At 71.4% G+C, this 24,461-nt stretch carries 29 protein-coding genes and 1 pseudogene; 29 read left to right on the top strand and 1 reads right to left on the bottom strand.

Annotated elements, in window-relative coordinates; genetic code table 11:
* Window positions 1-3 precede the first annotated feature (3 nt).
* From xdhB to HS109_09920, 14 genes and pseudogenes are all read left to right on the top strand, one after another.
* Window positions 4-2,352 (top strand): xanthine dehydrogenase molybdopterin binding subunit, encoded by a 2,349-nt coding sequence (xdhB, locus tag HS109_09985; protein MBE7522698.1) that lies wholly within the window; start codon window positions 4-6, stop codon window positions 2,350-2,352.
* Window positions 2,349-3,458, top strand: a complete 1,110-nt coding sequence (xdhC, locus tag HS109_09980; protein ID MBE7522697.1) for a xanthine dehydrogenase accessory protein XdhC — start codon at window positions 2,349-2,351, stop codon at window positions 3,456-3,458. The genes xdhB and xdhC overlap by 4 nt, the downstream gene beginning before the upstream one ends.
* Window positions 3,455-5,032: an ABC transporter ATP-binding protein gene (locus HS109_09975; protein ID MBE7522696.1), complete on the top strand. Its 1,578-nt coding sequence runs from the start codon at window positions 3,455-3,457 to the stop codon at window positions 5,030-5,032. The genes xdhC and HS109_09975 overlap by 4 nt, the downstream gene beginning before the upstream one ends.
* A 67-nt stretch (window positions 5,033-5,099) precedes the next feature.
* Window positions 5,100-6,173 carry an ABC transporter permease gene (locus HS109_09970; protein ID MBE7522695.1) on the top strand — a complete coding sequence of 358 codons (1,074 nt, stop codon included), beginning with the start codon at window positions 5,100-5,102 and terminating at the stop codon, window positions 6,171-6,173.
* Between the two features lie 89 nt (window positions 6,174-6,262).
* A complete protein-coding gene (locus tag HS109_09965) occupies window positions 6,263-7,183 on the top strand; it encodes an ABC transporter permease (protein MBE7522694.1) in 921 nt (306 codons plus the stop codon).
* 175 nt (window positions 7,184-7,358) lie between these two features.
* On the top strand, window positions 7,359-8,459 hold the full coding sequence (locus tag HS109_09960; GenBank protein ID MBE7522693.1) for a BMP family ABC transporter substrate-binding protein: 1,101 nt from the start codon (window positions 7,359-7,361) through the stop codon (window positions 8,457-8,459).
* A gap of 177 nt (window positions 8,460-8,636) precedes the next feature.
* A complete protein-coding gene (locus tag HS109_09955) occupies window positions 8,637-9,470 on the top strand; it encodes a DUF364 domain-containing protein (GenBank protein MBE7522692.1) in 834 nt (277 codons plus the stop codon).
* A 57-nt stretch (window positions 9,471-9,527) separates the two neighbouring features.
* Window positions 9,528-10,016 (top strand): 2,4'-dihydroxyacetophenone dioxygenase family protein, encoded by a 489-nt coding sequence (locus HS109_09950; protein ID MBE7522691.1) that lies wholly within the window; start codon window positions 9,528-9,530, stop codon window positions 10,014-10,016.
* 79 nt (window positions 10,017-10,095) lie between these two features.
* Window positions 10,096-10,554, top strand: a complete 459-nt coding sequence (locus HS109_09945; protein MBE7522690.1) for a thioredoxin family protein — start codon at window positions 10,096-10,098, stop codon at window positions 10,552-10,554.
* Between the two features lie 137 nt (window positions 10,555-10,691).
* Window positions 10,692-11,318, top strand: coding sequence for a LysE family translocator (locus HS109_09940; protein ID MBE7522689.1), 627 nt, complete (start codon window positions 10,692-10,694; stop codon window positions 11,316-11,318).
* A gap of 130 nt (window positions 11,319-11,448) precedes the next feature.
* Window positions 11,449-11,934 (top strand): GNAT family N-acetyltransferase, encoded by a 486-nt coding sequence (locus tag HS109_09935; protein MBE7522688.1) that lies wholly within the window; start codon window positions 11,449-11,451, stop codon window positions 11,932-11,934.
* Window positions 11,934-12,047, top strand: a pseudogene (locus HS109_09930) (GFA family protein). The gene HS109_09935 and the pseudogene HS109_09930 overlap by 1 nt, the downstream one beginning before the upstream one ends.
* A 6-nt stretch (window positions 12,048-12,053) precedes the next feature.
* Window positions 12,054-12,374: a GNAT family N-acetyltransferase gene (locus HS109_09925; GenBank protein MBE7522687.1), complete on the top strand. Its 321-nt coding sequence runs from the start codon at window positions 12,054-12,056 to the stop codon at window positions 12,372-12,374.
* Between the two features lie 4 nt (window positions 12,375-12,378).
* Window positions 12,379-13,167 (top strand): class I SAM-dependent methyltransferase, encoded by a 789-nt coding sequence (locus tag HS109_09920; protein ID MBE7522686.1) that lies wholly within the window; start codon window positions 12,379-12,381, stop codon window positions 13,165-13,167.
* Between the two features lie 129 nt (window positions 13,168-13,296).
* Here the strand turns inward: HS109_09920 and HS109_09915 are convergent, their stop codons facing one another.
* Window positions 13,297-13,983, bottom strand: coding sequence for a hypothetical protein (locus HS109_09915; protein MBE7522685.1), 687 nt, complete (start codon window positions 13,981-13,983; stop codon window positions 13,297-13,299).
* A gap of 292 nt (window positions 13,984-14,275) precedes the next feature.
* Between HS109_09915 and HS109_09910 the strand changes: the two genes are divergently transcribed.
* The 15 genes from HS109_09910 (at window position 14,276) to HS109_09840 (ending at window position 24,404) form a co-directional block, all read left to right on the top strand.
* A complete protein-coding gene (locus tag HS109_09910) occupies window positions 14,276-14,566 on the top strand; it encodes a GYD domain-containing protein (GenBank protein ID MBE7522684.1) in 291 nt (96 codons plus the stop codon).
* A gap of 101 nt (window positions 14,567-14,667) precedes the next feature.
* On the top strand, window positions 14,668-15,345 hold the full coding sequence (locus HS109_09905) for a GNAT family N-acetyltransferase (protein MBE7522683.1): 678 nt from the start codon (window positions 14,668-14,670) through the stop codon (window positions 15,343-15,345).
* A gap of 44 nt (window positions 15,346-15,389) precedes the next feature.
* Window positions 15,390-15,764: a hypothetical protein gene (locus tag HS109_09900; protein ID MBE7522682.1), complete on the top strand. Its 375-nt coding sequence runs from the start codon at window positions 15,390-15,392 to the stop codon at window positions 15,762-15,764.
* Window positions 15,761-15,973: a hypothetical protein gene (locus HS109_09895; protein MBE7522681.1), complete on the top strand. Its 213-nt coding sequence runs from the start codon at window positions 15,761-15,763 to the stop codon at window positions 15,971-15,973. The genes HS109_09900 and HS109_09895 overlap by 4 nt, the downstream gene beginning before the upstream one ends.
* Before the next feature lie 163 nt (window positions 15,974-16,136).
* The gene (locus HS109_09890; GenBank protein MBE7522680.1) at window positions 16,137-16,574 is read left to right on the top strand and encodes a YciI family protein; all 438 of its coding nucleotides are present in this window, start codon (window positions 16,137-16,139) and stop codon (window positions 16,572-16,574) included.
* Between the two features lie 11 nt (window positions 16,575-16,585).
* Window positions 16,586-17,002 (top strand): VOC family protein, encoded by a 417-nt coding sequence (locus tag HS109_09885; protein ID MBE7522679.1) that lies wholly within the window; start codon window positions 16,586-16,588, stop codon window positions 17,000-17,002.
* Window positions 17,003-17,084: 82 nt separating this feature from the next.
* The gene (locus tag HS109_09880; protein ID MBE7522678.1) at window positions 17,085-18,368 is read left to right on the top strand and encodes an RNA polymerase sigma factor; all 1,284 of its coding nucleotides are present in this window, start codon (window positions 17,085-17,087) and stop codon (window positions 18,366-18,368) included.
* Window positions 18,369-18,636: 268 nt separating this feature from the next.
* Window positions 18,637-18,912: a hypothetical protein gene (locus HS109_09875; GenBank protein ID MBE7522677.1), complete on the top strand. Its 276-nt coding sequence runs from the start codon at window positions 18,637-18,639 to the stop codon at window positions 18,910-18,912.
* Window positions 18,913-19,160: 248 nt separating this feature from the next.
* Complete coding sequence (locus tag HS109_09870; GenBank protein ID MBE7522676.1) at window positions 19,161-19,529, top strand: cytochrome-c oxidase; 369 nt, start codon at window positions 19,161-19,163, stop codon at window positions 19,527-19,529.
* 152 nt (window positions 19,530-19,681) lie between these two features.
* Window positions 19,682-19,834 carry a hypothetical protein gene (locus HS109_09865; protein ID MBE7522675.1) on the top strand — a complete coding sequence of 51 codons (153 nt, stop codon included), beginning with the start codon at window positions 19,682-19,684 and terminating at the stop codon, window positions 19,832-19,834.
* 64 nt (window positions 19,835-19,898) lie between these two features.
* Complete coding sequence (locus HS109_09860) at window positions 19,899-20,192, top strand: DUF1330 domain-containing protein (protein MBE7522674.1); 294 nt, start codon at window positions 19,899-19,901, stop codon at window positions 20,190-20,192.
* 102 nt (window positions 20,193-20,294) lie between these two features.
* Complete coding sequence (locus tag HS109_09855) at window positions 20,295-21,362, top strand: trypsin-like peptidase domain-containing protein (GenBank protein ID MBE7522673.1); 1,068 nt, start codon at window positions 20,295-20,297, stop codon at window positions 21,360-21,362.
* A 64-nt stretch (window positions 21,363-21,426) separates the two neighbouring features.
* Window positions 21,427-22,443 carry a MoxR family ATPase gene (locus tag HS109_09850; GenBank protein MBE7522672.1) on the top strand — a complete coding sequence of 339 codons (1,017 nt, stop codon included), beginning with the start codon at window positions 21,427-21,429 and terminating at the stop codon, window positions 22,441-22,443.
* Window positions 22,418-23,371, top strand: coding sequence for a DUF58 domain-containing protein (locus HS109_09845; GenBank protein ID MBE7522671.1), 954 nt, complete (start codon window positions 22,418-22,420; stop codon window positions 23,369-23,371). Before HS109_09850 ends, HS109_09845 begins: the two co-directional genes overlap by 26 nt.
* On the top strand, window positions 23,352-24,404 hold the full coding sequence (locus HS109_09840; protein MBE7522670.1) for a VWA domain-containing protein: 1,053 nt from the start codon (window positions 23,352-23,354) through the stop codon (window positions 24,402-24,404). Before HS109_09845 ends, HS109_09840 begins: the two co-directional genes overlap by 20 nt.
* Window positions 24,405-24,461: the final 57 nt, after the last annotated feature.

The raw sequence follows: 24,461 nt of genomic DNA, 5'->3' as shown, positions 1-24,461 counted from the left end.
GCGATGAACGATCCGCGCACTCCGCTCGCGGCGTTCGGTGCCGCGCTCGAACCCGAACCGGCCGGCGCGGCGCTGCCGCACGAGTCCGCGGCGCTGCACGCGAGCGGCGAGGCGAACTACACCGACGACCTCGCCGAGCCGCGCGGGATGCTCCACGCCGCGGTCGGCGTCTCGCCGATGGCGCACGGGCGAGTGCGCTCGGTCGACCTTCACGCGGTCCGCGCGACACCCGGCGTCGTCGACGTGATCGTCGCCGCCGATCTTCCGGGCGCGAACGACGTCGGGCCGGTCCTCCACGACGACCCGATCCTCGCCGACGGCGTCGTCCACTTCGCCGGCCAGCCGGTGTTCGCCGTCGCCGCGACGAGCGTGGAGGCGGCCCGCCGCGCGGCGCGCGCGGCACGCTTCGACATCGAACCGCTGCCGCCGATCCTCACTGTCGCGGAAGCGATGGCCGCGCGGTCGTTCGTGCTGCCTCCTGTGCACGTCGCGCGCGGCGAGCCCGCCCCCGCGCTCGCCCGGGCGCCGCACCGTCTCGCCGGTACGATCGAGAGCGGCGGCCAGGACCACTTCTACCTCGAGGGTCAGATCGCGCTCGCGATCCCGCAGGAGGGCGGCGGGATGCGCGTCTGTTGCTCGACCCAGCATCCGGGCGAGGTGCAGCACACCGTCGCGCGAGCGCTCGCCATCGATGCGCACGACGTCGTCGTCGAATGCCGGCGCATGGGCGGCGGTTTCGGCGGCAAGGAATCGCAGATGTCGCTCTTCGCCTGCGTCGCCGCGGTGCTCGCGCGGCGCAGCGGCCGCGCGGTCAAGCTGCGCCTCGACCGCGACGACGACATGCGCTCGACCGGCAAGCGCCACGCGTTCGTGCACGGCTACGACGTCGGCTTCGACGACGACGGCCGCCTCCTCGCGCTCGACCTCACGCTGGCCTCGCGCTGCGGGTTCTCGGCCGACCTGTCCGGACCGGTCAACGATCGCGCGATGTTCCACGCCGACAACGCCTACTGGCTGCCCGACGTCGCGATCCACAGCTACCGCTGCAGGACCAACACGGTGTCCGACACGGCGTTTCGCGGTTTCGGCGGCCCGCAGGGCATGTTCGCGATCGAGGCGGTGATCGACGCGGTCGCGCGCGCCACCGGCCGCGACCCGCTCGACGTCCGCAAGGCGAACCTCTACGGCGTCGGCGAGCGCAACGTCACGCCGTTCGGCATGACGGTCGAGGACAACATCGCGCCCGCGCTGATCGAGCGCCTCGAGCGCACCTCGCGCTACCGCGAACGCCGCGCGGCGATCGCGCGATGGAACCGGACGAGCCCGGTGATCCGGCGCGGCCTCGCGCTCACGCCGGTGAAGTTCGGCATCTCGTTCACCGCGACGCACTACAATCAGGCCGGCGCGCTCGTCCACGTCTACACCGACGGCACCGTGCTGCTGAACCACGGCGGCACCGAGATGGGCCAGGGCCTGTTCACGAAGGTCCGGCAGGTCGTGGCGCAGGAACTCGGGATTCCGCCCTCGCGCGTGCGCGTGTCCGCGACCGACACGAGCAAGGTGCCCAATGCATCGGCCACCGCGGCCTCGTCGGGCACCGATCTCAACGGCATGGCCGCGCGCGACGCCTCGGTGCGCCTGCGCGCGCGCCTCGCCGCGCACGCGGCGCGCACGTTCGGCTGCGACGACGGCGCGGTCGCGTTTCGCGCCGGCGTCGTGACCGGCGGCGGGAAGTCGATGACCTTCGCCGAACTCGCCCGCTCCGCTTACCTCGCGCGCGTGTCGCTGTCGGCGACCGGCTTCTACGCCACGCCGAAGGTCCACTACGACACGAAGACGCTGACCGGCCGCCCGTTCTTCTACTACGCGTACGGCGCCGCGTGCGCGGAAGCGGCGATCGACACGCTGACCGGCGAGCACCGCCTGCTCGCCGTCGACATCCTGCACGACGTCGGCACCTCGCTCAACCCGGCGATCGACCGCGGGCAGATCGAGGGCGGGTTCCTGCAGGGCTGGGGCTGGCTCGCGATGGAGGAACTGGTCTTCGACGCCCGGGGCGAGTTGCGCACGCACGCGCCGTCGACCTACAAGATCCCGACCTCGCGCGACTGGCCCGCCCGCGTGCGCATCGACTTCTGGCCGGAGGCGAACCGCGAGGAGACGATCTACCGCAGCAAGGCGGTCGGCGAACCGCCGCTGATGCTCGCGCTCGCGGGCTACCACGCGTTGCGCGACGCGGTGTCGAGCCTGTCGGACTACCGGTTCGCGCCCGATCTCGACGCTCCCGCCACCGACGAGCGCATCCTGCGCGCGGTCGACGACATGCGGCGGCGCGCGAAGGCGGCGGCGTGAGCGGACTCGCGTCGGAACTCGCCCGCGCCATCGCCGCGGACGGCCGCGCCGCCATCGTCGCCGTCGCGCATGGCAGCGGCTCGATACCGCGCGAGCCGGGAGCATGGCAGGTGGTCTCCGCCGGCGGCGCCGCGGGCACGATCGGCGGCGGACACCTCGAGCACGAGGCCTCGAGGCTCGCGCGCGACGCGGTCGCGGGCACGACGCCCGCGGCGACCTGGCTCGTGCGTTTCCCGCTCGCCGCGCGGCTCGGCCAGTGCTGCGGCGGCGTCGCGACGGTCGCCTTCGCGGTCGTCGATGCGGCGGACGGCTGGCTCGACGTCGCGCTCGCCTGCGAGCGCACCGGCGCAGGCTTCGCGCTCGTGCATCGCCTGGGCGTGGCGGACGGCGCGGCGCGGCTGCTGGTCGTGACGGCCGACGATTCGCGCGGATCGATCGGGGACGCGGACCTCGACTCGGCCGCGGTGGCGGCCGCGCGGGGGCGCCTTGCCCCCGGCGGCGTCACCGGGCTCGCCGAGGTCGGCGCGGCGTCGCTCTTCATCCACGTCGTGCGACCGCAGGCGTTCGACCTGCTGGTCTTCGGCAACGGCCACGTCGGCCGCGCGCTCGTGCAGGTGCTGGGCGCGCTGGCCTGCCGGGTGCGCTGGATCGACGAGCGCGAGGCGGACTTCCCGGCGCACATCCCCGGCAACGTCGAGGTCGTCGTCACCGACGCGCCCGCCGACGAACTCGCCGACGCGCCGCGCGGCGCCTGCGTGGTCGTCACCACGCACTCGCACATCCTCGACTTCGAGATCGTCGAGGCCGCGCTCGCCCGCGACGACTGGACCTACCTCGGACTCATCGGCTCGGCCTCGAAGCGCGCGCAGTTCGCGCGGCGCCTCGCCTCGCGCGGCGTGTCCGTGGATGCGTTCGCGCGCGTCACCTGTCCGATCGGCGCGAGCGCCGGGCTCGCCGGCAAGGAGCCGGGCGTGATCGCGGTCGGCGTGGCGGCGGAGATCCTCGCGCTGCGCGAGCGCCGCGCGAGCGATGGCGATCACCGCGGCGAGACGACGAACGGGGGCGGCCTCCGTTCCGCGCCGGCCGCGCGAGGAACCCGGGCGTGACGGGCGACGCTGCCGGCTCCGCCTCGCGCCTCGCGCTCGCGGGCATCACGAAGGCCTATCCGTCCGTCGTCGCGAACGACGGCATCGACCTCGAGGTGGCGCCCGGCGAGATCCACGCGGTGCTGGGCGAGAACGGCGCCGGCAAGTCGACGCTGATGAAGGTGATCTACGGCGTCGTGAAGCCCGACGCGGGAACGATCCGCTGGGAAGGCAAGCCGGTCACGATCGCCAATCCCGCGCGCGCGCGCCGGCTCGGCATCGGCATGGTGTTCCAGCACTTCTCGCTGTTCGAGACGCTGACCGTGGCCGAGAACATCGCGCTCGCGCTCGACCGCGAACGCGCCGGCGGCGACCTGCCGGCGCGCATCCGCGACGTGTCCGCCCGCTACGGCCTGCCGCTCGACCCCGACCGCCACGTCCACTCGATGTCGGTCGGCGAGCGGCAGCGGGTCGAGATCGTGCGCTGCCTGCTGCAGGATCCGCGGCTCCTGATCATGGACGAGCCGACCTCGGTGCTGACGCCGCAGGCGGTCGAGAAGCTGTTCGCGACGCTGCGCCGGCTCGCGGGCGAAGGCTGCAGCATCCTCTACATCAGCCACAAGCTCGACGAGATCCGCGCGCTCTGCACGCGCGCGACGGTGCTGCGCGGCGGCAAGGTCACCGGCACCTGCGACCCGCGGCGCGAGTCCTCGGCATCGCTCGCGCGGATGATGATCGGCGGCGACCTGCCGCATCCGCGGCATCGCGACGTCAGCCGCGGCGAGCCGAGGCTCGTCGTCGAGGGACTTTCGCTTCCCTCCGACGACCCGTTCGGCACCTCGCTCGTCGACCTGCGGCTCGCGGTGCACGCGGGCGAGATCGTCGGCATCGCCGGCGTCTCGGGCAACGGCCAGAAGGAACTGATGGCGGCGCTCTCGGGCGAGCGGCGGATCGACGACGCGCGGGCGATCACGCTCATGGGCGTCGCCGCGGGCCGGCTCGACGCCGACGAACGGCGCGCGCTCGGACTCGCGTTCGTCCCGGAGGAGCGACTGGGGCGCGGCGCGGTGCCGGAGATGTCGCTCGCGGAGAACGCGCTCCTCACCGCGCACGCGCGAGGACTCGTGCGGCGCGGATTCGTGCAGGCCGCGGCCGTGCGTGCGTTCGCGCAGACGACGATCGAGCGCTACCACGTCAAGGCCGGGGGCCCGGACGCGGCCGCGCGCTCGCTCTCGGGCGGCAACCTGCAGAAGTTCATCGTCGGGCGCGAGATCGGGCAGAGTCCGAAGGTGATGGTCGCCGCGCAGCCGACCTGGGGCGTGGACGTCGGCGCCGCGGCACAGATCCGCCAGGCGCTGATCGACCTCCGGGACGCGGGCGTCGCGGTCCTCGTGGTCTCCGAGGAGCTGGACGAACTCTTCGAGATCTGCGACCGCATCGCGGTGATCGCGCAGGGCAGGCTCGCAGAGGCGCGGCCCGCTCGCGAGACGAGCGCCGCGGAGATCGGGATGCTGATGGCGGGTTCGTTCATCGCCCCGGGCGCTCAGGCCGCGCGCGGGTTCTCGCCGGCCGGGGCCATCGGGGCGGAGCCGTGATGTTCGACTCGACGGTCCTCACGAACCCGCGCTCCGTCCGGCGACGAATGGCGTCGCGGATCCCATGATGTTCCGCCTCGAAGCCCGCCCCGAACCGTCGCGCACCTTTCGCTGGGCGTCGCCGCTGATCGCGGTCGGCATGACGATCGCGGTCGGGCTCGTGCTGTTCCCGCTGATGGGCAAGAACGCGCTCGACGCGTTCCACGCGTTCTTCGTGAAGCCGGTCGACTCGCTCTACGGCGTGGGCGAACTGCTGCTCAAGGCGTCGCCGCTGATGCTGATCGCGACCGGCCTCGCGGCGGGCTACCGTGCGAACGTCTGGAACATCGGCGCCGAAGGCCAGCTCACGATGGGCGCGATCGCGGGCGGCGGCGTCGCGCTCGCGTTCGAGGGCAGCACCTCGCCGCTGCTGCTGCCGGTGATGTTCGCGGCGGGCATGGCGGGCGGGATGGCGTGGGCGGCGATCCCGGCGTTCCTGCGCACCCGCTTCAACGCGAACGAGATCCTCGTCTCGCTGATGCTGGTCTACGTCGCGACGTTCGTCCTGTCGATCCTCGTCCACGGCGCCTGGCGCGACCCCGAGGGCTTCAACTTCCCGCAGTCGAGGATGTTCACCGAAGGCGCGATCCTGCCGAACCTCCTCGCCGAGACGCGACTCAACGTCGGGCTCCTGGTCGCGCTCGCCGTCGTGGCCTCCGGCTGGGTGTTCATGGAGAAGAGCTTCGTCGGCTACCAGATGCGCGTCGCCGGCCTCGCGCCCGCCGCGGCGCACTACGCCGGCATCTCGTCGCCGCGCACCGTGTGGATCGGCATGCTCGTCGGCGGCGCGTGCGCGGGACTCGCGGGCGTCGGCGAGGTCGCCGGGCCGATCGGACAACTGCTGCCGTCGGTGTCGCCGGGCTACGGCTTCGCGGCGATCATCGTCGCGTTCGTCGGCCGGCTGAATCCGGTCGGGATCGTGTTCGCGAGCCTCCTCATGTCGCTCCTCTACCTCGGCGGGGAATCGGCGCAGCTGAATCTCGCGCTGCCGTCGTCGGTCACCGGACTGTTCCAGGGAACGCTGCTCTTCTTCCTGCTGGCGGCGGATGTCCTCATCGGCTACCGCTTCCGCCGGCGCCGGGTCGGAAGGGCGCCGGCGTGAAGCGCCCGGTTCCCGCGACCGGGTCGATCCGCGGCGCAACCGCGCCTCGCGCGCACGCGCGCCTCCGCCCGACGAAAGACTGACCGACGATGGACACCGTCGCGCAACTCGTCGTCCTGACGCTCGCCGCGGGCACGGCGCTCGTGTACGCGAGCCTGGGCGAACTCGTCACCGAGAAGTCGGGCGTGCTGAACCTCGGCGTCGAGGGCATGATGCTGGTCGGCGCGGTCGTCGCGTTCATCGTCGCGTCGAAGTCCGGATCGCCGTGGCTCGGCGTCGCCGCGGGCACCGCGGCGGGCGCCGCGGTATCGCTCGTCTTCGGCGTCATCGCGCTCTCGCTGATGGCGAACCAGGTCGCGACCGGACTCGCGCTGTCGCTCTTCGGCGTCGGGCTCTCGGCGTTCGTCGGCCTCGACTACGTGTCGGTCGTGATCGAGGGCATCAAGCCGCTCGCGATCAAGGGGCTCTCCGACCTGCCCCTCGTCGGGCCGCTGCTGTTCGGCCACAACCCGCTCGTCTACCTGTCGTTCGTGCTGTTCGCCGCCGTGCAGTGGTTCCTGACCCGATCGAGGGCGGGACTCGTGCTCCGCGCGGTCGGCGAGTCGCCGCAGTCGGCGCACGCGATCGGCTATCCGGTCGTCGCGATCCGCTACGCCGCGGTGGTGTTCGGCGGCGCCTGCTCGGGGCTCGCCGGCGCCTACCTGTCGGTCGCCTACACGCCGCTGTGGGTCGAGGGCATGGTGGCCGGACGCGGCTGGATCGCGCTGGCGCTGGTCGTGTTCGCGACCTGGCGGCCGTGGCGCGTGCTCGCCGGAGCGTACCTCTTCGGCGGCGTCACGCTCGCGCAGTTCCAGGCCCAGGCCGCGGGCTCGGCGATTCCCGCGCAGTACCTGTCGATGCTGCCCTACCTCGCGACCATCGTCGTGCTGGCGATCATCTCGCGCGACGCGGTCACCATCCGCCTGAACGCGCCGGCGTCGCTCGGCAAGCCGTTCCACCCCCACGCGTGAGCGCTGAATGCACGTTGATCGGCGCGGCCGGCGACCCGCTTCGGTGCCGCCGGACACCAGCAACCCCGCCGGCCGGCCCCGCGCCCGTTCCGGCGTAGAATCCGCCTCCGCACGACGCCATCCGCCGACGGGTGGCTTCCCCCTCCCGCCCCCGCATTCCAAGGAGATTGCCGCAATGCCGAAGATGAACCGCAGGACCGCGCTGGCGACGATGGCCGGCGCGCTCGCGTCCACCGCCATCCCGGCGCTCTCGCAGCCGAAGGCCGCCGGTCCGATGAAGATCGGCTTCGTCTACGTGAGCCCGATCGGCGACGCCGGCTGGACTTTCCAGCACGACATCGGCCGCAAGCAGATGGAGGCGGCGCTCGGCGGCAAGGTGACGAGCAAGTACATCGAGAACGTGCCGGAGGGCGCCGACGCCGAGCGCGTGATCCGCGAACTCGCGCAAAGCGGCCACCAGATGATCTTCACGACCTCGTTCGGCTACATGAACCCGACGATCAAGGTCGCGCAGAGCTTCCCGAAGACCCATTTCGACCACGCGACCGGATACAAGACCGCGGCCAACGTCGGCATCTACAACGCGCGCTTCTACGAGGGCCGCTATCTCGCCGGGATCGTCGCGGGCCGCATGACCAAGTCGAACGTCGCGGGCTACGTCGGCGCGTTCCCGATCCCCGAGGTGGTGATGGGCATCAACGCGTTCACGCGCGGGATGCGCAGCGTGAACCCGAAGGCCGAGGTGAAGGTCGTGTGGGTCAATTCCTGGTTCGACCCGGGCAAGGAGCGCACCGCCGCCGATACGCTCGTCTCGCAGGGCGCAGACGTGCTCACGCACCACACCGATTCGACCGCCGCCGTGCAGGCCGCGGAAGCGAAGGGCGTCTACGCGGTCGCCTACCACAGCGACATGTCGAAGTACGGCCCGAAGGCGCAGCTCACCGCGGTCACCCACCAGTGGGGCGACTACTACACGAAGACCGTGCAGGCGGCGGTCGACGGCAAGTGGAAGCCGTCGAGCCTCTGGGGCGGCATCAAGGAAGGCATGATCAAGATGGCGCCGTTCAACGCCGCCGTGCCGAAGTCGGTCCAGGACGAGGTCGGCAAGGTCGAGGCCGACATCCGGACCGGCAAGTTCCACCCGTTCACCGGCCCGGTGAAGGACAACGAGGGCAAGGAGCGGATCGCGGCGGGCAAGACGATCGACGACGCGACGCTGAACAAGATGGACTACTACGTCGAAGGCGTGCAGGGGAAGCTCCCGGCGTCGAAGTAGCGCATCGCGCAACGTTGCGGGCGGGCGCACCTCGGTGCGCCCGTTTCGCTGGTGCCGCGGAGGCCGACATGTGCAGGAGCTCAAGGAGGCTGTTCGACGTCGCGCCGCCGGCCTCCGACGACGGGAGCCGCGCGGCATCGCGGCAGCGCTGCCGCCGCCACCTGCCTCCGAGCCGCGATGCCGACGGTCACTGAGCGCTACGTCGAACTCGCCGGCCGCGTCGCGCATCGGCTCGGCGCGCCGCGGGTGCGGGCGTTCCACCTGCCGCCGGCGAGCGGCACCAAGGAGGCGGAGTTCTGCGCGCTGGAACTCGACGAGGGCTCGATCGGCTTCGCCTACATCCAGCTCGCAGGCACCGAATCGCCGTTGCGCGAACGCCACGGCGGACATGGCCTGGCGGGCATCGATGCCGCTTCGCTCGCGGCGGGGTTCGCGACGGACGATCCGGTCGCGCGCGCGCTCGGCTTCGCCACGATCAACGCGCTGTCGCAGGGCCTGTTCACGCGCGCGCGTTGGGTGCCGGACGCCGGCGGCGATCCGCTGGGCGCGATCGACCCGCGGCCCGGAGAGCACATCGGCATGATCGGGCTCTTCACTCCGCTCGTCCCGATCGTCCGTCGGTCGGGCGCGAGGCTCACGGTGCTCGAACTCAAGCCGGAGCTCGTGCGCGACGAGCCGGGCGTTCGCGTGACGCTCGACCCCGCGGAGCTCGAGACTTGCGACAAGGTCGTCTCGACCTGCACGATCATCCTGAACGACACGCTGGACGACGTGCTCGCAGCCTGCCGTCACGCGCGCCACGTCGCCGTGGTCGGCCCGACCGCGGGCACCCTGCCCGATCCGCTGTTCGAGCGCGGCGTCGCGACGCTCGGCGGGCGGCGCGTCGTCGACCGCGATGCGTTCCTGCGGGCATTCACGAGCGGCGGCAAGTGGGGCGGGTACGCCGCCAAGTACGTCATCGCGCGCGGCGACTACCCGGGCGTCGAGCGACTCATCGCGGCCGCGGCCTGATCGCAGGGGCGCGATGACCGCCGACTCCCCGAGAACACCGCAGGAAGGAGTTTCACGATGATCACGCAGGTTCCGCGCATCCAGCCCGAGATCGCAGAGCGGGCGATCCCCGACGACGAGCGCGTCTGGGTGCCGCAGGCGAAGGACGTCTGGTTCCGGCCGCTGCTCCTGAACACCGTCACCGGAAGCTGGTGCAACCTCCTGCGCGTGCGCAAGACCGGCGTGCTCTCGCGCCACGTCCACCCGTCGTGGGTGACCGGACTCGTGATGAAGGGCGCGTGGCGCTACCTCGAGCACGACTGGGTGGCGACCGAAGGGAGTTTCGTCTACGAGCCGCCCGGCGAGATCCACACACTCGTGGTCGACGAAGCCGTCGGCGCGCAGGAGATGATCACGTTCTTCAACATCCACGGCGCGATGATCTACGTCGACGACGAGGGGGCGGTCACCGGCTACGAGGACGTCTTCACCAAGGCCGAGATGTGCCGCAGGCACTACCGCGCCTGCGGGCTGGGCGAGCGGTTCGTCGACCAGTTCATCAGGTAGGGCCGGGGCGCGACGCGGGCCGGGCACCGTACGCCGCGCGCGGGAGTAAGCTTCCGCAATACCTGCGACCGCCGACGCCATGCGCCGAACCCTCACCGCCCTCTTGGCCGCGATCCCGCTCGCCGTCGCCGCCGCGACCGGCCCCTACGACGAGGGCGCGGACGCCCGCGCCGACATCGCCTCCGCGCTGTCGCGCTCCGCGCACACGCGGATGCCGGTGCTCGTCGTGTTCGGCGCCAACTGGTGCGCCGACTGCAAGATCCTCGACCTGGCGTTCCGGCAGGGCGCTGCGGCTCCGCTCATCGCCCGCCGCTTCAGCGTCGTGAAGGTCGACGTCGGGCGCTTCGACCGCAACGTCGACCTCGCCGCGAAATTCGGCGTCCCGCTGAAGAGCGGCATTCCCGCGGTGGCGGTGCTCTCGCCCGAAGGCACCGTGATCTACGCGACGCAGGCGGGCGAACTCGCCGACGCGCGCAACATGGGCGATCGCGCCATCTACGATTTCTTCGATCGCGTCGCCGCGCAGGGCGGGAGGTAGCGAACGCGCGATGGCGTGGCGCCGGGGGCCATCGCGCGGCCGGCGGCAGGATGCGGGATCCGGCCGCTTCTCAACCGGCGCCGCTTCGGGTACAAGGGACGTTTCGCCCGTCCTCCGCGCCTTCGCCCCGCCGACCCATGATCGACGCCACCTGGATCCTGTTCATCGTCGCCTCGCTCGTGCTGATCGTGACGCCGGGCCAGGACATGGTGCTCGTCATGTCGCGCTCGATCGCGCAAGGCGCGCACGCGGGCGTCGCGACCGCGGCAGGCGTGAGCGTCGGGCTGGTCGGCCACACGATCCTCGCGACCGCGGGATTGGGCGCGCTGCTGCGCGCCTCCGAGTGGCTGTTCCTCGCGTTGAAGCTCGTCGGCGCGGTCTACCTCGTCTACGTCGGCATCCAGTTGCTCTCCACCCGCCACGCGGAACTCGCGTTCGCAGGCGGCGCGCGGAAGTCGCCCGGCCGCCTGTTCGTCGAGGGCGCGCTGTCGAATCTCTCCAATCCGAAGATCGCGGTGTTCTACTTCGCGTTCCTGCCGCAGTTCGTCACGCCGGGCACCGCGCATCCGACGCTGTCGATCTTCGTGCTCGGCCTCGTCTTCGCCGGGCTCACGTTCGTCGTCAAGGGCCCGGTGGGCCTTTGCGCCGGCATGCTGTCCGGCGCGCTGCGCTCACGCCCGCGTGCGCTCGTCTGGCTCACCCGGACGAGCGGCGCGGTGCTCGTCGGGCTGGGCGTCGGGCTCGCGTTCGAACGGCGTGCCTGACCGGATCGACGCCGCCGTCCGCTGCTGCGCCAAGGCGCGCATCGGCGGACAAGGCAGGTCCACCCCCGCGTGACGGCGGGTTCGACGCGACGTACCGCACCCGATTCCGCAACCGACCCGAGGTCCATCGATGGCATTCCTGCCCCGGGATTTCGTCGTCCCGGCCGTCGTCGAGACCGCGCGTTTCCGCATGCGCTCGATCACGATCCACGACGCGTTCAAGGACTACGATGCGGTCATGTCGAGCCGCGAGCACCTGTGGCGCCGCTTCGGCGAGGTCTGGGGCTGGCCCGCGGACGACCTCACGATCGAGCAGAACATCGTCGACCTGGGCTGGCACCAGAAGGAGTTTCAGTTGCGCTCGTCGTTCGACTACGCGGTGATGTCGCGCGACGACGCGCGGCTCCTCGGCTGCGTCTACGTCGATCCCCCGCATGTCGGGGGCACCGACGCCGACGTCTGGTTCTGGGCGCGGGCGAGCGAACTTTCGAGCGGCCTCGAGGACGACTTGCACTCGTTCCTGCGCCGCTGGCTCGCGAACGACTGGCCGTTCTCGAAGGTCACGCTCAACGGCGAGCCCACCACGCTCGCGTCCTCCGACCGGAGCGGCGCCTGATGCTGAAGACCTACCGCGGGCGCTGCCATTGCGGCGCCGTCGTCTTCGAGGCGGACCTCGACCTGACGCAACCGTCGTTCCGCTGCAACTGCTCGATCTGCCGCCGCACGCGACCCTGAATGAGAAGTCCCGTCGATCCCGCGCCTTCGCCCCCCCTCGCGCGCCCTTCGCGCGTCGCGCAGACGGAGCGTCTCGTCGTCCACTGGTTCGAGCCGGACGACGCCCCGTTCGGGCTCGCGCTCCTGAACGATCCCGATTGGCTGCGCCACATCGGCGATCGGGGGGTGCGTGACCTCGACGGCGCGCGCATCGTCGCGATCGTCTCGCAGGAGAACCCACCGTCGCGACGGCTGCTCGAACGCCTCGGCTTCCGCCGCGAGGGGACGATCCGCCTGCCGCCCGGCGACGAGGAACTGCTGCACTACGTGTCGGAGGCCTGATGCGATGAGTCGCGCGCCGATCCCGTTCGACGACGGTGCCGCGTACGACCGGATGATGGGCGGCTGGAGCCGGCTCGCGGGCGACGTGTTCCTCGACTGGCTCGCGCTCCCCGCCGGGTTGCGCTGGCTCGACGTCGGCTGCGGCAACGGCGCGTTCACCGGCCGCATCGTCGCGCGCGCCGCGCCGTCGGGCGTCGACGCGATCGATCCGTCGGCGGGCCAGATCGAATGGGCGCGCGCGCAGGCCGCCACCGCAGAGGTGCGCTTCCGGACCGGCGACGCGGCATCGCTTCCCTATGCCGACGCCAGCTTCGACGTCGCGCTGATGGCGCTGGTGATCTTCTTCGTGCCCGACCCGGCGGCGTGCGTCGCCGAGATGGTGCGCGTCGTGCGTCCCGGCGGCGCGGTCGCCGCCTACGTCTGGGACATGCACGGCGGCGGCTTCCCGCACGCCGCGCTCGCCTCCGTGCTGCACGAGATGGGCACGCCGGCGCAAAAGCCGCCGAGCGTCGAAGCCTCGCGGATCGACACGATGCGTGTCCTGTGGCAGGACGCCGGGCTCGCCGGCATCGAGACCCGGCAGATCGCCGTCGAGCGCCGATTCGCGAACTTCGACGAGGTGTGGGCTTCCGGCATGTCGGGCGCGGCATTCCGCTCGATCCTCGACGCGCGACCCGCGGACGAGGTCGAGCAGATCCGTTCACGGGTGCGCGCGCGCCTCGCCATCGCAGCGGACGGCAGTGTCACGCAACGCGCGCGGGCCAACGCAGTCAAGGGACGACGGCCGGGTTGATCCCCTCGGCACGACCGGGCACGGTCCGCGCGCGGGCCATCATGCCTTCGACGCGAAGCGTGATCGGAGTTGCCCGTCCGGGAGTGCGGGGAGGCGGCGCGCGCCCCCCGCACGCGCCGGCGAACGCCGTCAATTCGTGGCGAAGCAGTAGAAGAGTCCGGCGCTGCCGGTCGCCCGGAGCTTCGCCGCGTCGCAACCCGCGCTCGGGTGCGACATGTTCCACGACTGCGCCCAGGGCACGGGCGCGAGCCCCGTGCGATCGTGGTGTCCCACCATCGCCGAGCCGTCCGGACCGCCCTTGGTCCAGTTGCCGCAGGTCATGTCGGGGTTGGTCCCTCCCCCCGGAAACGCGGTGCCGTCGAGGCGCGACCCGGTGAGGATGTCGTGGTTGTTCGGCGTGTCGCCCCGGCCGTTCACCGTCTGGCCCCGTTCGTCGATCGCCGTCTGCTTGTCGAGGTTGTTCGACGCGGAGTGCAGGTCGTTGACGCTCTGCGCGATCACCTCGCCTTTGTAGTTCCGCCACGGACCGCTCCCGATGCGGTCGCGCGCGTTCACCGCGCTCGCATCGGTGGGTGCGGGCGCCTGCGTGCTCAGGTAGGCCCGCCAGGTACGCCCGCCCGCCCCCGCGGCGGCGGCGAGCTTCTGGCAATGGGCATCCGCGCCCGCGAGGCCGCCGAGGTTCGCGCCCTGGCCCGGGCCGGCGCTCGTGACGAAGAACGTCATGTCCTGCGGTCCGCCCTGCGTCGCCATCCCCGCGCATCCGGTCAGCACCACGCCTGCGGCTGCCAGCGCCATTCCGAGCATCGTCCTTCGCATGGATCCTCCTCCAGGTTCACGCGTTGCGCGGCCGGATGCGCCGCGGTCCCGGCCCGTGCCTCGCCGGACATCCGGTACGACGCACGAGCCAAGGTGGACGAACAGTCGCCCGCGCAGGTTATTCCTCCGGGATGGCGAAGTTTCCGTCCCCAGCGCAATCGGCCCGCCGAGGCCGCGCGCCGTGCGCCCACCGGTTCGCGTATCCTGCGTGCGGGCCGGAGCATCGGACTTGCCGCGACACCTCGATCGCGGCGCGACGGCCGTCCGGCCGATCCGACGGAGGAGGTGCGACATGGCAACCTACGTGGTCCTCGCGAACTTCACCGACCAGGGCATCCGCAACGTCAAGGATTCGCCGGAACGCCTCGCGGCCTTCCGGGCCGCGGCCGAGAAGCTCGGCTTCTCGATCCGGCACGCGTACTACACCGTCGGCGCGCACGACATGGCGGTGGTCGTCGAAGGGCCGGACGACGCGATCACTGCGGGCCTGCTGAAACTGGGTTCGCTCGGCAACGTGCGCACGACCTCGATGCGTGCCTGGTCGGTCGACGAGATGAAGGCGATCATCGGCCGGATCGGCTGACGGCGGGTCCCGGCGGGAGCGGCATCGGTCGACGACTGCGGCGTGCGAACGACACGTACGCCGGCCGCACGGGCCTGCGCTCGGCGCGGCCGGCGAAACCCATGATCTCCCTGCTCGACAACATCGTGTGGCACGCGTTGTCCGGCGCGCAGGCCCGCTTCGCGCAGGGCGCGGGCGCGGCGCGCCGGTACACGCGCGGCTTTTCGCCGATCGTGGGGTTCGCCGACCAGGCGCGGCCCGACTTCGCCGCGCTCGCGCCGTTCTGCGGTCCGGACGAGCATTTCTACTGCGACGGCTGGTCGGGCACCGCGCCGCTGGGGTGGCGGGTCGAAGCCGAGACGACGATGTTCAAGATGGTGTGGGACCGGCCACCGCCCGGCCGCGACGAGGCGCCCGACGCGCTGCCGCTCGCGCCCGCGCACCACGAACAGGCACTCGCGCTCGCGACGCTGACGAAGCCCGGCCCCTTCGGCCCGCGCACGCCGGAACTCGGCGAGTATTTCGGCATCTTCGACGGCGAACGGCTGATCGCGATGGCGGGCGAACGCATGCAGGCGGGCACGCTGCGCGAGGTGAGCGGCGTGTGCACGCACCCGGAGGCCCAGGGGCGCGGCCTCGCGCGGCGGCTGATGGAGAAGCTCGTCTTCCGCCAGATGCGGCGCGGCGAGACGCCGTTCCTGCACGTCATGAGCGGCAACGCGAACGCGCGAAGGCTCTACGCGCGCATGGGATTTCGCGACTACCGCGAGGCCGTCGTGCGCGTCGTGGCGCCGGCCTGACGACACGCCGCGGTCGCGATGACTGCACCTGCCTCCGATCCGCCATGACGATCGACGCCCAACCCGAATCGAGCGACGGCCATTGCGTGTTCCGTCCGCGCGGCAACGCAACGCTGGTCGAGGCGGTGGACTTCGTCGCCGACTGCGTGGCCTACTGCCGCAGCCGGGCGCTCGGCCGGCTCCTGATCGACGGCCGGGGACTCGAAGGCATCCCGGTACCGTCGCTCGTCGATCGATTCCTGGCGGTGGAAGAATGGGCGCGGGCGGCGGGCGGGATGGTCGCGGTCGCGCTCGTCGTCGAGTCCCGGTTGATCCATCCGGACCGGTTCGGCGTGCGGGTCGCGGCGGACCTCGGCCTCACCGCCGAGGTGTTCGTCGACGAGTCGCTGGCGCGCTCGTGGCTCGGGAGCATCGCGTGAGGAGGCTCGGGTTCGGCGTGGTCGGCGTCATCGCGGGCTTCGCGCTCGGTGCGGTCGCAGGCTACGCCCTCGTGTCGCTGCTGTCGTCCAATGTGCACGACTCCGCGGTCGAGGCGAGCATGACGGCGGTGTTCGTCGCGGGTCCGATCGGGGCGCTCATTGGGCTCGTCGCGGGCATCGTGCGCGGCGGGCGCAAGCCGCCGGCGTGAGCACCCGCGGGGGCGATTCCGCCGCGCCGCTCGCGGCGTCCCGCACGGCGCTGGGCCGAACGTGCGTTCGGCGCGCGTCGATGTCGATTTCCCGCGCGCCCGATCGTCGTGCGGGTGAAGCCCGGCCGATCGGCGGCCGGGACGACAACCACGTGAGGCATCCATGAGGTTCATGGTCATCGTGCGGGCGACGAAGGATTCCGAGGCGGGCGTCATGCCCGACGAAAAGCTCTTCGCCGACATGGGCCGGTTCAACGAGGAACTGGTCAGGGCCGGCGTCATGCTCGCGGGCGAAGGCCTGCACCCGAGTTCGAAGGGCGCGCGCGTCCGGTTCGAGGGCACGAAGCGCACCGTCATCGACGGTCCGTTCGCCGAGACCAAGGAGCTGATCGCGGGCTTCTGGCTCTGGCAGGTCAAGTCGAAGGAGGAGGCGATCGAATGGGTCAGGCGCTGTCCGAACCCCTTCGCCATTCCGTGCGAGATCGAGATCCGCCAGGTCTGCGACGCCGAGGACTTCGGCGCGGCGCTGACCCCGGAGCTTCGCGCGCAGGAGGAACGGCTGCGCGCGGAAGTGTCGGCACGCAACGCATCCGGCCACTGAAGGAGACGACGATGCAGGTCCAGAGCTACCTGATGTTCGACGGACGCTGCGAGGAGGCGCTCGCGTTCTACGGCCGCGCGCTCGGCGCCACGGTCACGTTCCTGATGCGCAATCGCGAGAGCCCGGATCCTCATCCGCCCGGGATGCTCCCGCCGGGGAGCGAGGACCGCATCATGCACGCGGAGTTCAAGGTGGGCGACACGGTGGTCATGGCGTCCGACGGGTATTGCGCGGGCAAGCCGCAGTTCGCGGGCTTCGCGCTGGCGGTCAGCGTGCCGGACGACGCGATCGCGAAGCAGCGTTTCGACGCGCTCGCCGACGGCGGCCGAGTCGGGATGCCGCTCGGGCCCACGTTTTTCGCGACGAGCTTCGGCATGGTGCAGGACCGCTTCGGCGTCGACTGGATGGTGCTGGCGCGCAAGGCGTGATCGCACCATTCGCGCCGCGGAGATTCGCGGGCCGATCGCTGCGATCGCATGCCGCGAGCCGCGGCGGCGGGGCCCGCGTCCGGTGAGCGAGAACGCCACGCATCGCGCCATCGAGGCCGTCTGGCGCATCGAGTCGGCGAAGATCGTCGCGGTGCTCACGCGCATGCTTCGGGACGTGGGGCTCGCCGAGGAACTCGCGCAGGACGCGCTCGTCGCCGCGCTGGAGCACTGGGCGGCCTCGGGCGTGCCGGACAACCCCGGCGCGTGGCTCACCGCGACGGCGAAACGCCGCGCGCTCGACCTCCTGCGCCGCGACAGGCTCCTCGAACGCAAGCACGCGGAACTGCTGCACGAACTCGAGCTCGACCAGGAACTGGCCGACCGGCAGGCGGAAGCCGCGCGCGACGACGAGATCGGCGACGACCTGCTGCGCCTCGTGTTTGTGGCCTGCCATCCGGTGCTCTCGCCCGAGGCGCGGATCGCGCTCACGCTGCGGCTCCTCGGCGGACTCGCAACCGACGAGATCGCGCGCGCGTTCCTCGTGCCGGAAGCGACGGTCGCGCAGCGCATCGTCCGCGCGAAGCGCACGCTCTCCGAGGCGCACGTGCCGTTCGAAGTGCCCTCCGCCGCCGAGCTCGCGCCGCGCCTTTCGTCCGTGCTCGAGGTGATCTACCTGATCTTCAACGAAGGCTACGCCGCCACGGCGGGCGAGCACTGGATGCGGCCGCAACTCTGCGAGGAGGCGCTGCGGCTCGGCCGGATCCTCGCCGAACTCACGCCGCGCGAGAGCGAGGTGCACGGCCTGGTGGCGCTGATGGAGATCCAGGCCTCGCGCATGCACGCGCGCACCGGTCCGGGCGGCGAACCGGTCCTGCTCCTCGACCAGGACCGGGCGCGCTGGGACCGGCTCCTGATCGGACGCGGGCTCGCGGCGCTCGAACGCGCCGAGAAGCTCGGCGGCACGCTCGGCCCCTATGCGATCCAGGCCGCGATCGCGGCTTGCCATGCGCGCGCGCGCGTCGCCGGCGAGACCGACTGGTCGCGCATCGCCGCGCTCTACGACGCGCTCGCTCAGATCGCGCCCTCCCCGGTGGTCGAGTTGAATCGCGCGGTGGCCGTCGCGATGGCCTTCGGTCCGGCCGCCGGCCTCGAGATCGCCGACGCGCTGCGCGACGAGCCTTCGCTTCTTTGCTACCACCTGCTGCAGAGCGTGCGCGGCGACCTGCTCGCGAAGCTCGGATGCCGCGACGAGGCGCGCATCGCGTTCGAGCGCGCGGCCGCGCTCACGCGCAACGCCCGCGAGCGCGACCTCCTGCTCGCGCGGGCGGCGCGATGCGTCGTGAAGGCGCCTCCGGCCGAGCGATGACGCGACGAACCCCGCCAGGCCTGACCCACAAGACCTCCGACGCCTCTTGCATGTGGGTTCGGCTTCAGCCGAACGCCTTTCGCATCGACTCAGCGAACCCCGTCGGGCTGAAGCCCGACCTACAGGTTCCAGGCGACGGCATCCGATCCGCCGCCACCGGAGACACCGCCGCCATTGCCAACTGACAACTGACAACTGACAACTGACAACTGACAACTGACAACCGTACCCCCGCGATCCGGAGTACGCTCTGATCCACGGAGCGCCCGTGGAACCGTTCCTCGTGCTCGTCGTCCTGCCCGTCGCCATCGGCGCGCTCGCCGAGGCGGCCTTTCGCGACGCGAAGCGCGCGTCGCTCGCTGCGGCCCTCGGTGCCGCGTTCGCGGTGACGCTCTCGGTGCACCTGCTCGACCGCGATCCCGGCTGGGGTTGGCTCGCCGCGGTGCTGGTGTGGCCGCTTCCGGTCGCGCTCGCGATCGGCACCGTGCTGTTCTGGTACGGCCGCACGACGACGCACGGCCATCCCCCGCGCCGCAGCGCCTGAAACGCGGTGAACTGGCGCGGCGATCGCGCCGCAATCACGGCTTCCGTTCCGTCCCGACGCGCGCGACATGCGCACCGCGCGCGACATCGCGCCGCGCTCGACCGCGCGCGTCTCCTCGATCGCGACAGGGGCACGCACCGAGCCATCGACTGACGCGGCCGCAAGAAATTTCTGCTTGCTCCGGCTCTACGCGGCGCCCAGAATGCACGCCCGAAGAAACGCTTCGCCTGCGCGAAAGGAAAGCTCCCATGGGCCTTCGCTTCCTGAAGATCGCGGTCGTCTACCTCTTCGTCGGCGCGTCGCTCGGGCTGTACATGGGCATGATCGAGAAGTTCACGCTCGCTCCGGTACACGCGCACCTCGTCCTGCTCGGCTGGGCGACACTCGCGCTGGCGGGCGTCGTCTACCACTTCTACCCGGCGGCGTCGACGACACTGCTCGCGCGCATCCACTTCTGGGCGCACAACCTGCTGCTGCCGCCGCTCATGATCGCGCTGGGCGTGTTCCTGTCCGGCAATCCGGCGGCGGGGCCGTTCGTCGGCGTCTTCTCGATGGCGATGCTCGCCGCGCTGGGGTGCTTCGCGCTGAACGTCCTGTCGAACGCGAAGACGTCCTGACCGACGTCTGCCGGTCCTCCCGGCCCCGGACGCGCCACCCGGCGAACCCCGGGGACGGTCGCGAGCCGTTATGACAGAATCATGGGGCCGGTGCGCGGGTCCCGGCCGAAGCGCATGCACGCCGCCCCGCACGGCACCCTGTGGACCGGCACGTGGGCAACATCCTCGTCGCGCTGTTCGCCATCCTGCTCTGCCTCGTCAACGCGGTGGTGTGGACCTTCGTCTCGGACATGCCGATCGCCGGGTTCGGTTGGGTGATCGCGGCCGCATTCTGCTTCTGGCTGCAGAAGTGGTCGCGGGGATAGCGATCCTCCTCCGCGGACCGACCCTTCCCGGCGCACCCGCGGCGCCGATCTCACTGGACTTCCGATGCCTGCCTACCTGATCGCCCGCATCCACGTCACCGATCCGAAACGCTACCAGGACTACGCGGCGCTCGCGCCCGCGGCGATCGCGAAGCACGGCGGCCGCTACCTCGTGCGCGGCGGTCCGGTCACGACGCTCGAAGGCCCCGACGAGCGCGATCGCGTCGTCGTGCTGGAGTTTCCGACGATGGAGCACGCCCGGACCTTCTGGTCGTCGCCCGAATACGTGCACGCGAGGTCGGTGCGCTCGGACGCCGCGATCGGTCAGTTCTTCCTGATCGACGGCTACGCCGGGTGATACCCGCCCGCAAGGGCGACGCGGCGGCCTTGCGCGCGCCGCGATATTCTCTATGCTAGCGAGGGCGCGCCCGGCTCAGGTGGGCGCCCAGGCGAGGCCCCCATGCGCCGCACCGCGCTCTACAGCCGTTCGGTCCTCCGGGAGATCCCGGCACCCGCAGCCGTGCCCCCGCAACGCGCTGCCGCCTCGCCCCCCGCTCCGGATGCCCCTGCCGCGGTCGCATCCACCGCCGTGACGCCAGGCAACGGCCGTGCATTCGGCCGCCTGGTGCGCCGGCAAGAGCGCTGGATTTCCCCGTTCGCGGTACTCCTCATCGGCGCGCTGGCCTTCGCCTGGTGGCAGTCGACGCGTCCAGCGGGACGCATGCTCACGCAGAAGGACATCGACGGCGCGGTGCTGCACACTCTGGCGACGCAGTCGCTCCCTTCGCGCGCCGCGAAAGCCTACGAGGTGATCGAGCCCTCGGTCGTGAAGGTCATCGGCACCGGCTACGCGGATGACGACAAGGACGCGAAGCCGCCGAAGGACGGCGCGAAGAAGCCGGGTGCGAAACCCGCTGCGCCGGGGCCGGGCAAGGACGGCAAGCGCACCGACCGGCAACCGTTGCCCGAAGGCCATCCCGACATCGGCAAGGGCGTCGGCATCGGATCGGGCGTGGTCATCGTCGACAACGGAACCATCCTCACCAACCTGCACGTCGTGCTCGGAGCCTCCAAGCTCAAGGTGATCTTCTACGACGGCACCGAGTCCGACGCGAGCGTGATCGGCATCCAGACCGAGAACGACCTCGCGGTGCTCAAGGCGGCGAAGTTGCCCGACGATCTCAGGCCCGCCGCGCTGCGCTCGACGCAGGACCTCGCGCCCGGAGACGAAGTGGTGGCGGTCGGATTTCCGTTCGGCATCGGTCCTTCCGCGTCCTCGGGCATCATCTCGGGGCTCAAGCGCGAGTACCGCTCGTCGGACGGCAAGCGTTCGCTCACCAACCTGATCCAGTTCGACGCCGCGGCCAACCCCGGCAACTCGGGCGGCCCTCTCGTCACGATGGACGGCGAGGTCGTCGGCATCGTCACCGCGATCCTCAATCCGACCGACCAGCGCGTGTTCGTCGGCATCGGTTTCGCGGTGCCGATCGAGAACGCCGCCGCCGCGGCCGGGATGTCCCCCTTCTGAAGGAGCGTTGGACGTTGAGCGTTTGACGTCGAACGTTGAATCGCATCATCGACCGGACACCGACATGGACCCCCACGACCTCGCGCCGCCGACCCACGCCCCGCTGACCGAGCGGCTCCTCTACGAAGTCAAGAAGGTCGTCGTCGGCCAGGACGCGTTCCTCGAGCGCGTGCTGGTCGCGATCCTCGCGCAGGGCCACCTGCTGGTCGAGGGCGTGCCCGGGCTCGCGAAGACCCTCACGGTGAAGACGCTCGCGCGCACGATCCGCGGCACGTTCCGGCGCATCCAGTTCACGCCCGACCTCGTGCCCGCCGACCTCGTCGGCACGCGCATCTACAACCAGAAGACCGGCGAGTTCTCGACCGCGCTCGGCCCGGTGTTCACGAACCTGCTGCTCGCCGACGAGATCAACCGGGCGCCCGCCAAGGTGCAGAGCGCGCTGCTCGAGGTGATGCAGGAGCGCCAGGTGACGATCGCCGGCGAGACGCACAAGGTGCCCGACCCGTTTCTCGTGATGGCGACGCAGAATCCGATCGAGACCGAGGGCACCTATCCGCTGCCCGAAGCGCAGGTCGACCGGTTCATGATGAAGGTGCTGGTCGGCTATCCGAGCGAGACCGAGGAGTTCGTCATCGTCGAGCGCGTCACCGGGACGTCGCAGGACGTGATGCCGGTGGCTTCGACCGACCAGCTCGCCGCGCTCCACCGCGAGTGCCGGTCGGGCTACGTCGATCCGGCCCTGATGCAGTACGCGGTGAAGCTCGTCGCGGCGACGCGCGAGCCGGAGCGCCACGGCATCCGCGACATCGCGCGCTACATCACCTTCGGCGCGAGCCCGCGCGCCACCATCGCGCTGGTCGAGTGCGCGCGCGCGCTCGCGTTCCTGCGCGGCCGGTCCTACGCGCTGCCCGAGGACATGATCGACATCGCGCCCGACGTGCTGCGCCACCGCCTGTCGCTGTCCTACGAGGCGCTCGCCGACGGCGTGTCGGCGGACCGGCTGATCCTCGAGATCCTGCGCGGCATCGCCGCGCCGGACAAGCCGCTCGACACCCATGTCGCGCTCGCCGAACGATCCTGAGCGGCTGCTCTCCCGGCTCGAGTGGACGGTGATCCGCCGTCTCGACGGCCTCCTGCAGGGCGACTACCGGACGCTCTTCCGCGGCTTCGGCCTCGACCTCGCCGACCTGCGCGAGTACCAGTACCACGACGACGTCCGTCGCATCGACTGGAACGTGACCGCGCGGCTGCAGACGCCCTACGTGCGCGAGTACGTCGAGGACCGCGAAGTGACCGCGTGGTTCCTGCTCGACCTCTCGGCGTCGATCGACTTCGGCTCCTCCGAGGTCCGCAAGCGCAACGTGTCGACCGAGTTCGTCGCGGTGCTCGCGCGCCTGCTCACCCGGCACGGCAACCGGATCGGCGCCATCCTCTACGGCGACCGCGTCGACGCGGTGATCCCCGCGCGCGGCGGAAGGCGCCAGGTGCTGCACCTGATGGCGAGCCTCGGCAGGCGCCCGCCGGTCGCGAAGTCGTCCGGAACGAAGCTGTCCGATCTGCTGCAGGCCGCGATCGGGATCGTGCCCCGGCGCTCGCTGATGTTCATCGTCTCGGACTTCGTGAGCGCGCCGGGTTGGGACCGTCCGCTCGCCCATCTCGCGCGCCGCCACGAGGTCGTCGCGGTGCGCCTCTACGACCCGCTCGAACGCGCGCTGCCCGATCTCGGCATGGTCGTCATCGAGGACAGCGAGACCGGCGAGCAGATGTTCGTCGACACGCACGACCGCGGGTTCCGCAAGCGTTTCGCCGCCGCCGCCGAGCGCCGCGAGGCGATCGTGCGCGACGCCTTCGCGACCGCCGGGGTCGACGCGCTCGAACTCGCGACCGACGAGGACTTGACCGGCGCGGTGCTCCGTTTCGCCGATCTCCGCAAGCGGCGCACGCAACTCGCGGTCGGCGGCGGACTCCCGAAGCATCTCGAGGCCCGGCGTGTCGTTCCAGTGGCCTGAACTCCTCTGGGGGCTCGCCGCGCTGCCGCTGTGCGTCGGCGCGTACCTGCTGCTGCAGCGCCGGCGCAAGCACCTCGCGCTGCGCTACGCGAACCTGTCGCTGGTGCGCGACGCGCTCGCGCGCGGCGCGGGCTGGCGCCGCCACGTCCCGCCGCTGCTGATCCTCGCCGCGCTCGCGACGATGATCGTGGCGACCGCGCGGCCGGAAGCGACGATCCTGCTGCCGTCGAAGCAGGAAACGATCATCCTGGCGATCGACGTCTCCGGCAGCATGCGCGCGACCGACGTGCAGCCGACGCGCATCGCCGCGGCGCAGGCGGCGGCGCGCGCGTTCGTCGAGGACCTGCCGTCGACGGTGCGCGTCGGCATCGTCACCTTCGCGGGCACCGCGTCGCTCGTGCAGCCGCCGACGAGCGCCCGCGACGACCTGCTCGGAGCGATCGACCGTTTCCAGGTGCAGCGCGGCACGGCCGTCGGCAGCGCGATCCTGGTCTCCCTCAAGACCCTCGTGCCCGACGTCGTGTTCGATCTCCGCAGCCAGAACCCGCGTCCGAAGCAGGATGGCGGAGCGCGCGCGCTCGGGAGCGGCGACCCGACCAAACCGCCGAAGGAGCCGCCCGCCCCGGTCGAACCCGGTTCGCACGGCTCGGCCGTGATCGTGCTTCTGACCGACGGGCAGACGACCACCGGTCCCGATCCGATCGAGTCCGCGAAGATGGCGTCCGAGCGCGGCGTGCGCGTCTACACGGTCGGCGTCGGCACGCCCAAGGGCGAGGTCCTCGCCGCCGAGGGCTGGTCGATGCGCGTACGTCTCGACGAGGACACGCTGAAGAACATCGCCAACCTGACGCGCGGGGAGTACTTCTACGCGGGCAGCGCCGACGACCTGCGCAAGATCTACGACGCGCTCAACACGCGCTTCGTGTTCGAGAGGAAGACCATCGAGGTCACCGCGATCTTCGCCGCGGCGGCGGCGCTCCTCACCATCGCCGCCGCCGCGCTGTCGGTGCTCTGGTTCCACCGAATCGTCTGATCAATGGGGTCAGACTCGATTGATCCGCGCTCGCCGCCTCCCGCCGGACTCGACCAG

It is taken from the genome of Burkholderiales bacterium (assembly GCA_015075645.1).
Classification (GTDB): Bacteria; Pseudomonadota; Gammaproteobacteria; order Burkholderiales; family Casimicrobiaceae; genus VBCG01.
The sequence above is the reverse complement of the archived record's forward strand: the minus strand, read 5'-3'. Positions and strand labels throughout refer to the sequence as shown.

Excerpts from the sequence above, each read along its gene's own strand:
- HS109_09855 (MBE7522673.1), top strand. The coding sequence starts at position 20,295 with ATGCGCCGCACCGCGCTCTACAGCCGTTCGGTCCTCCGGGAGATCCCG.
- HS109_09890 (MBE7522680.1), top strand. The coding sequence starts at position 16,137 with ATGAGGTTCATGGTCATCGTGCGGGCGACGAAGGATTCCGAGGCGGGC.
- HS109_09860 (MBE7522674.1), top strand. The coding sequence starts at position 19,899 with ATGCCTGCCTACCTGATCGCCCGCATCCACGTCACCGATCCGAAACGC.
- HS109_09960 (MBE7522693.1), top strand. The coding sequence starts at position 7,359 with ATGCCGAAGATGAACCGCAGGACCGCGCTGGCGACGATGGCCGGCGCG.
- HS109_09955 (MBE7522692.1), top strand. The coding sequence starts at position 8,637 with ATGCCGACGGTCACTGAGCGCTACGTCGAACTCGCCGGCCGCGTCGCG.
- HS109_09910 (MBE7522684.1), top strand. The coding sequence starts at position 14,276 with ATGGCAACCTACGTGGTCCTCGCGAACTTCACCGACCAGGGCATCCGC.
- HS109_09950 (MBE7522691.1), top strand. The coding sequence starts at position 9,528 with ATGATCACGCAGGTTCCGCGCATCCAGCCCGAGATCGCAGAGCGGGCG.
- HS109_09925 (MBE7522687.1), top strand. The coding sequence starts at position 12,054 with ATGAGAAGTCCCGTCGATCCCGCGCCTTCGCCCCCCCTCGCGCGCCCT.
- HS109_09900 (MBE7522682.1), top strand. The coding sequence starts at position 15,390 with ATGACGATCGACGCCCAACCCGAATCGAGCGACGGCCATTGCGTGTTC.
- HS109_09905 (MBE7522683.1), top strand. The coding sequence starts at position 14,668 with ATGATCTCCCTGCTCGACAACATCGTGTGGCACGCGTTGTCCGGCGCG.
- HS109_09885 (MBE7522679.1), top strand. The coding sequence starts at position 16,586 with ATGCAGGTCCAGAGCTACCTGATGTTCGACGGACGCTGCGAGGAGGCG.
- HS109_09845 (MBE7522671.1), top strand. The coding sequence starts at position 22,418 with ATGTCGCGCTCGCCGAACGATCCTGAGCGGCTGCTCTCCCGGCTCGAG.
- HS109_09965 (MBE7522694.1), top strand. The coding sequence starts at position 6,263 with ATGGACACCGTCGCGCAACTCGTCGTCCTGACGCTCGCCGCGGGCACG.
- HS109_09850 (MBE7522672.1), top strand. The coding sequence starts at position 21,427 with ATGGACCCCCACGACCTCGCGCCGCCGACCCACGCCCCGCTGACCGAG.
- HS109_09915 (MBE7522685.1), bottom strand. The coding sequence starts at position 13,983 with ATGCGAAGGACGATGCTCGGAATGGCGCTGGCAGCCGCAGGCGTGGTG.
- HS109_09935 (MBE7522688.1), top strand. The coding sequence starts at position 11,449 with ATGGCATTCCTGCCCCGGGATTTCGTCGTCCCGGCCGTCGTCGAGACC.
- HS109_09945 (MBE7522690.1), top strand. The coding sequence starts at position 10,096 with ATGCGCCGAACCCTCACCGCCCTCTTGGCCGCGATCCCGCTCGCCGTC.
- HS109_09970 (MBE7522695.1), top strand. The coding sequence starts at position 5,100 with ATGTTCCGCCTCGAAGCCCGCCCCGAACCGTCGCGCACCTTTCGCTGG.
- HS109_09920 (MBE7522686.1), top strand. The coding sequence starts at position 12,379 with ATGAGTCGCGCGCCGATCCCGTTCGACGACGGTGCCGCGTACGACCGG.
- xdhB (MBE7522698.1), top strand. The coding sequence starts at position 4 with ATGAACGATCCGCGCACTCCGCTCGCGGCGTTCGGTGCCGCGCTCGAA.
- HS109_09870 (MBE7522676.1), top strand. The coding sequence starts at position 19,161 with ATGGGCCTTCGCTTCCTGAAGATCGCGGTCGTCTACCTCTTCGTCGGC.
- HS109_09940 (MBE7522689.1), top strand. The coding sequence starts at position 10,692 with ATGATCGACGCCACCTGGATCCTGTTCATCGTCGCCTCGCTCGTGCTG.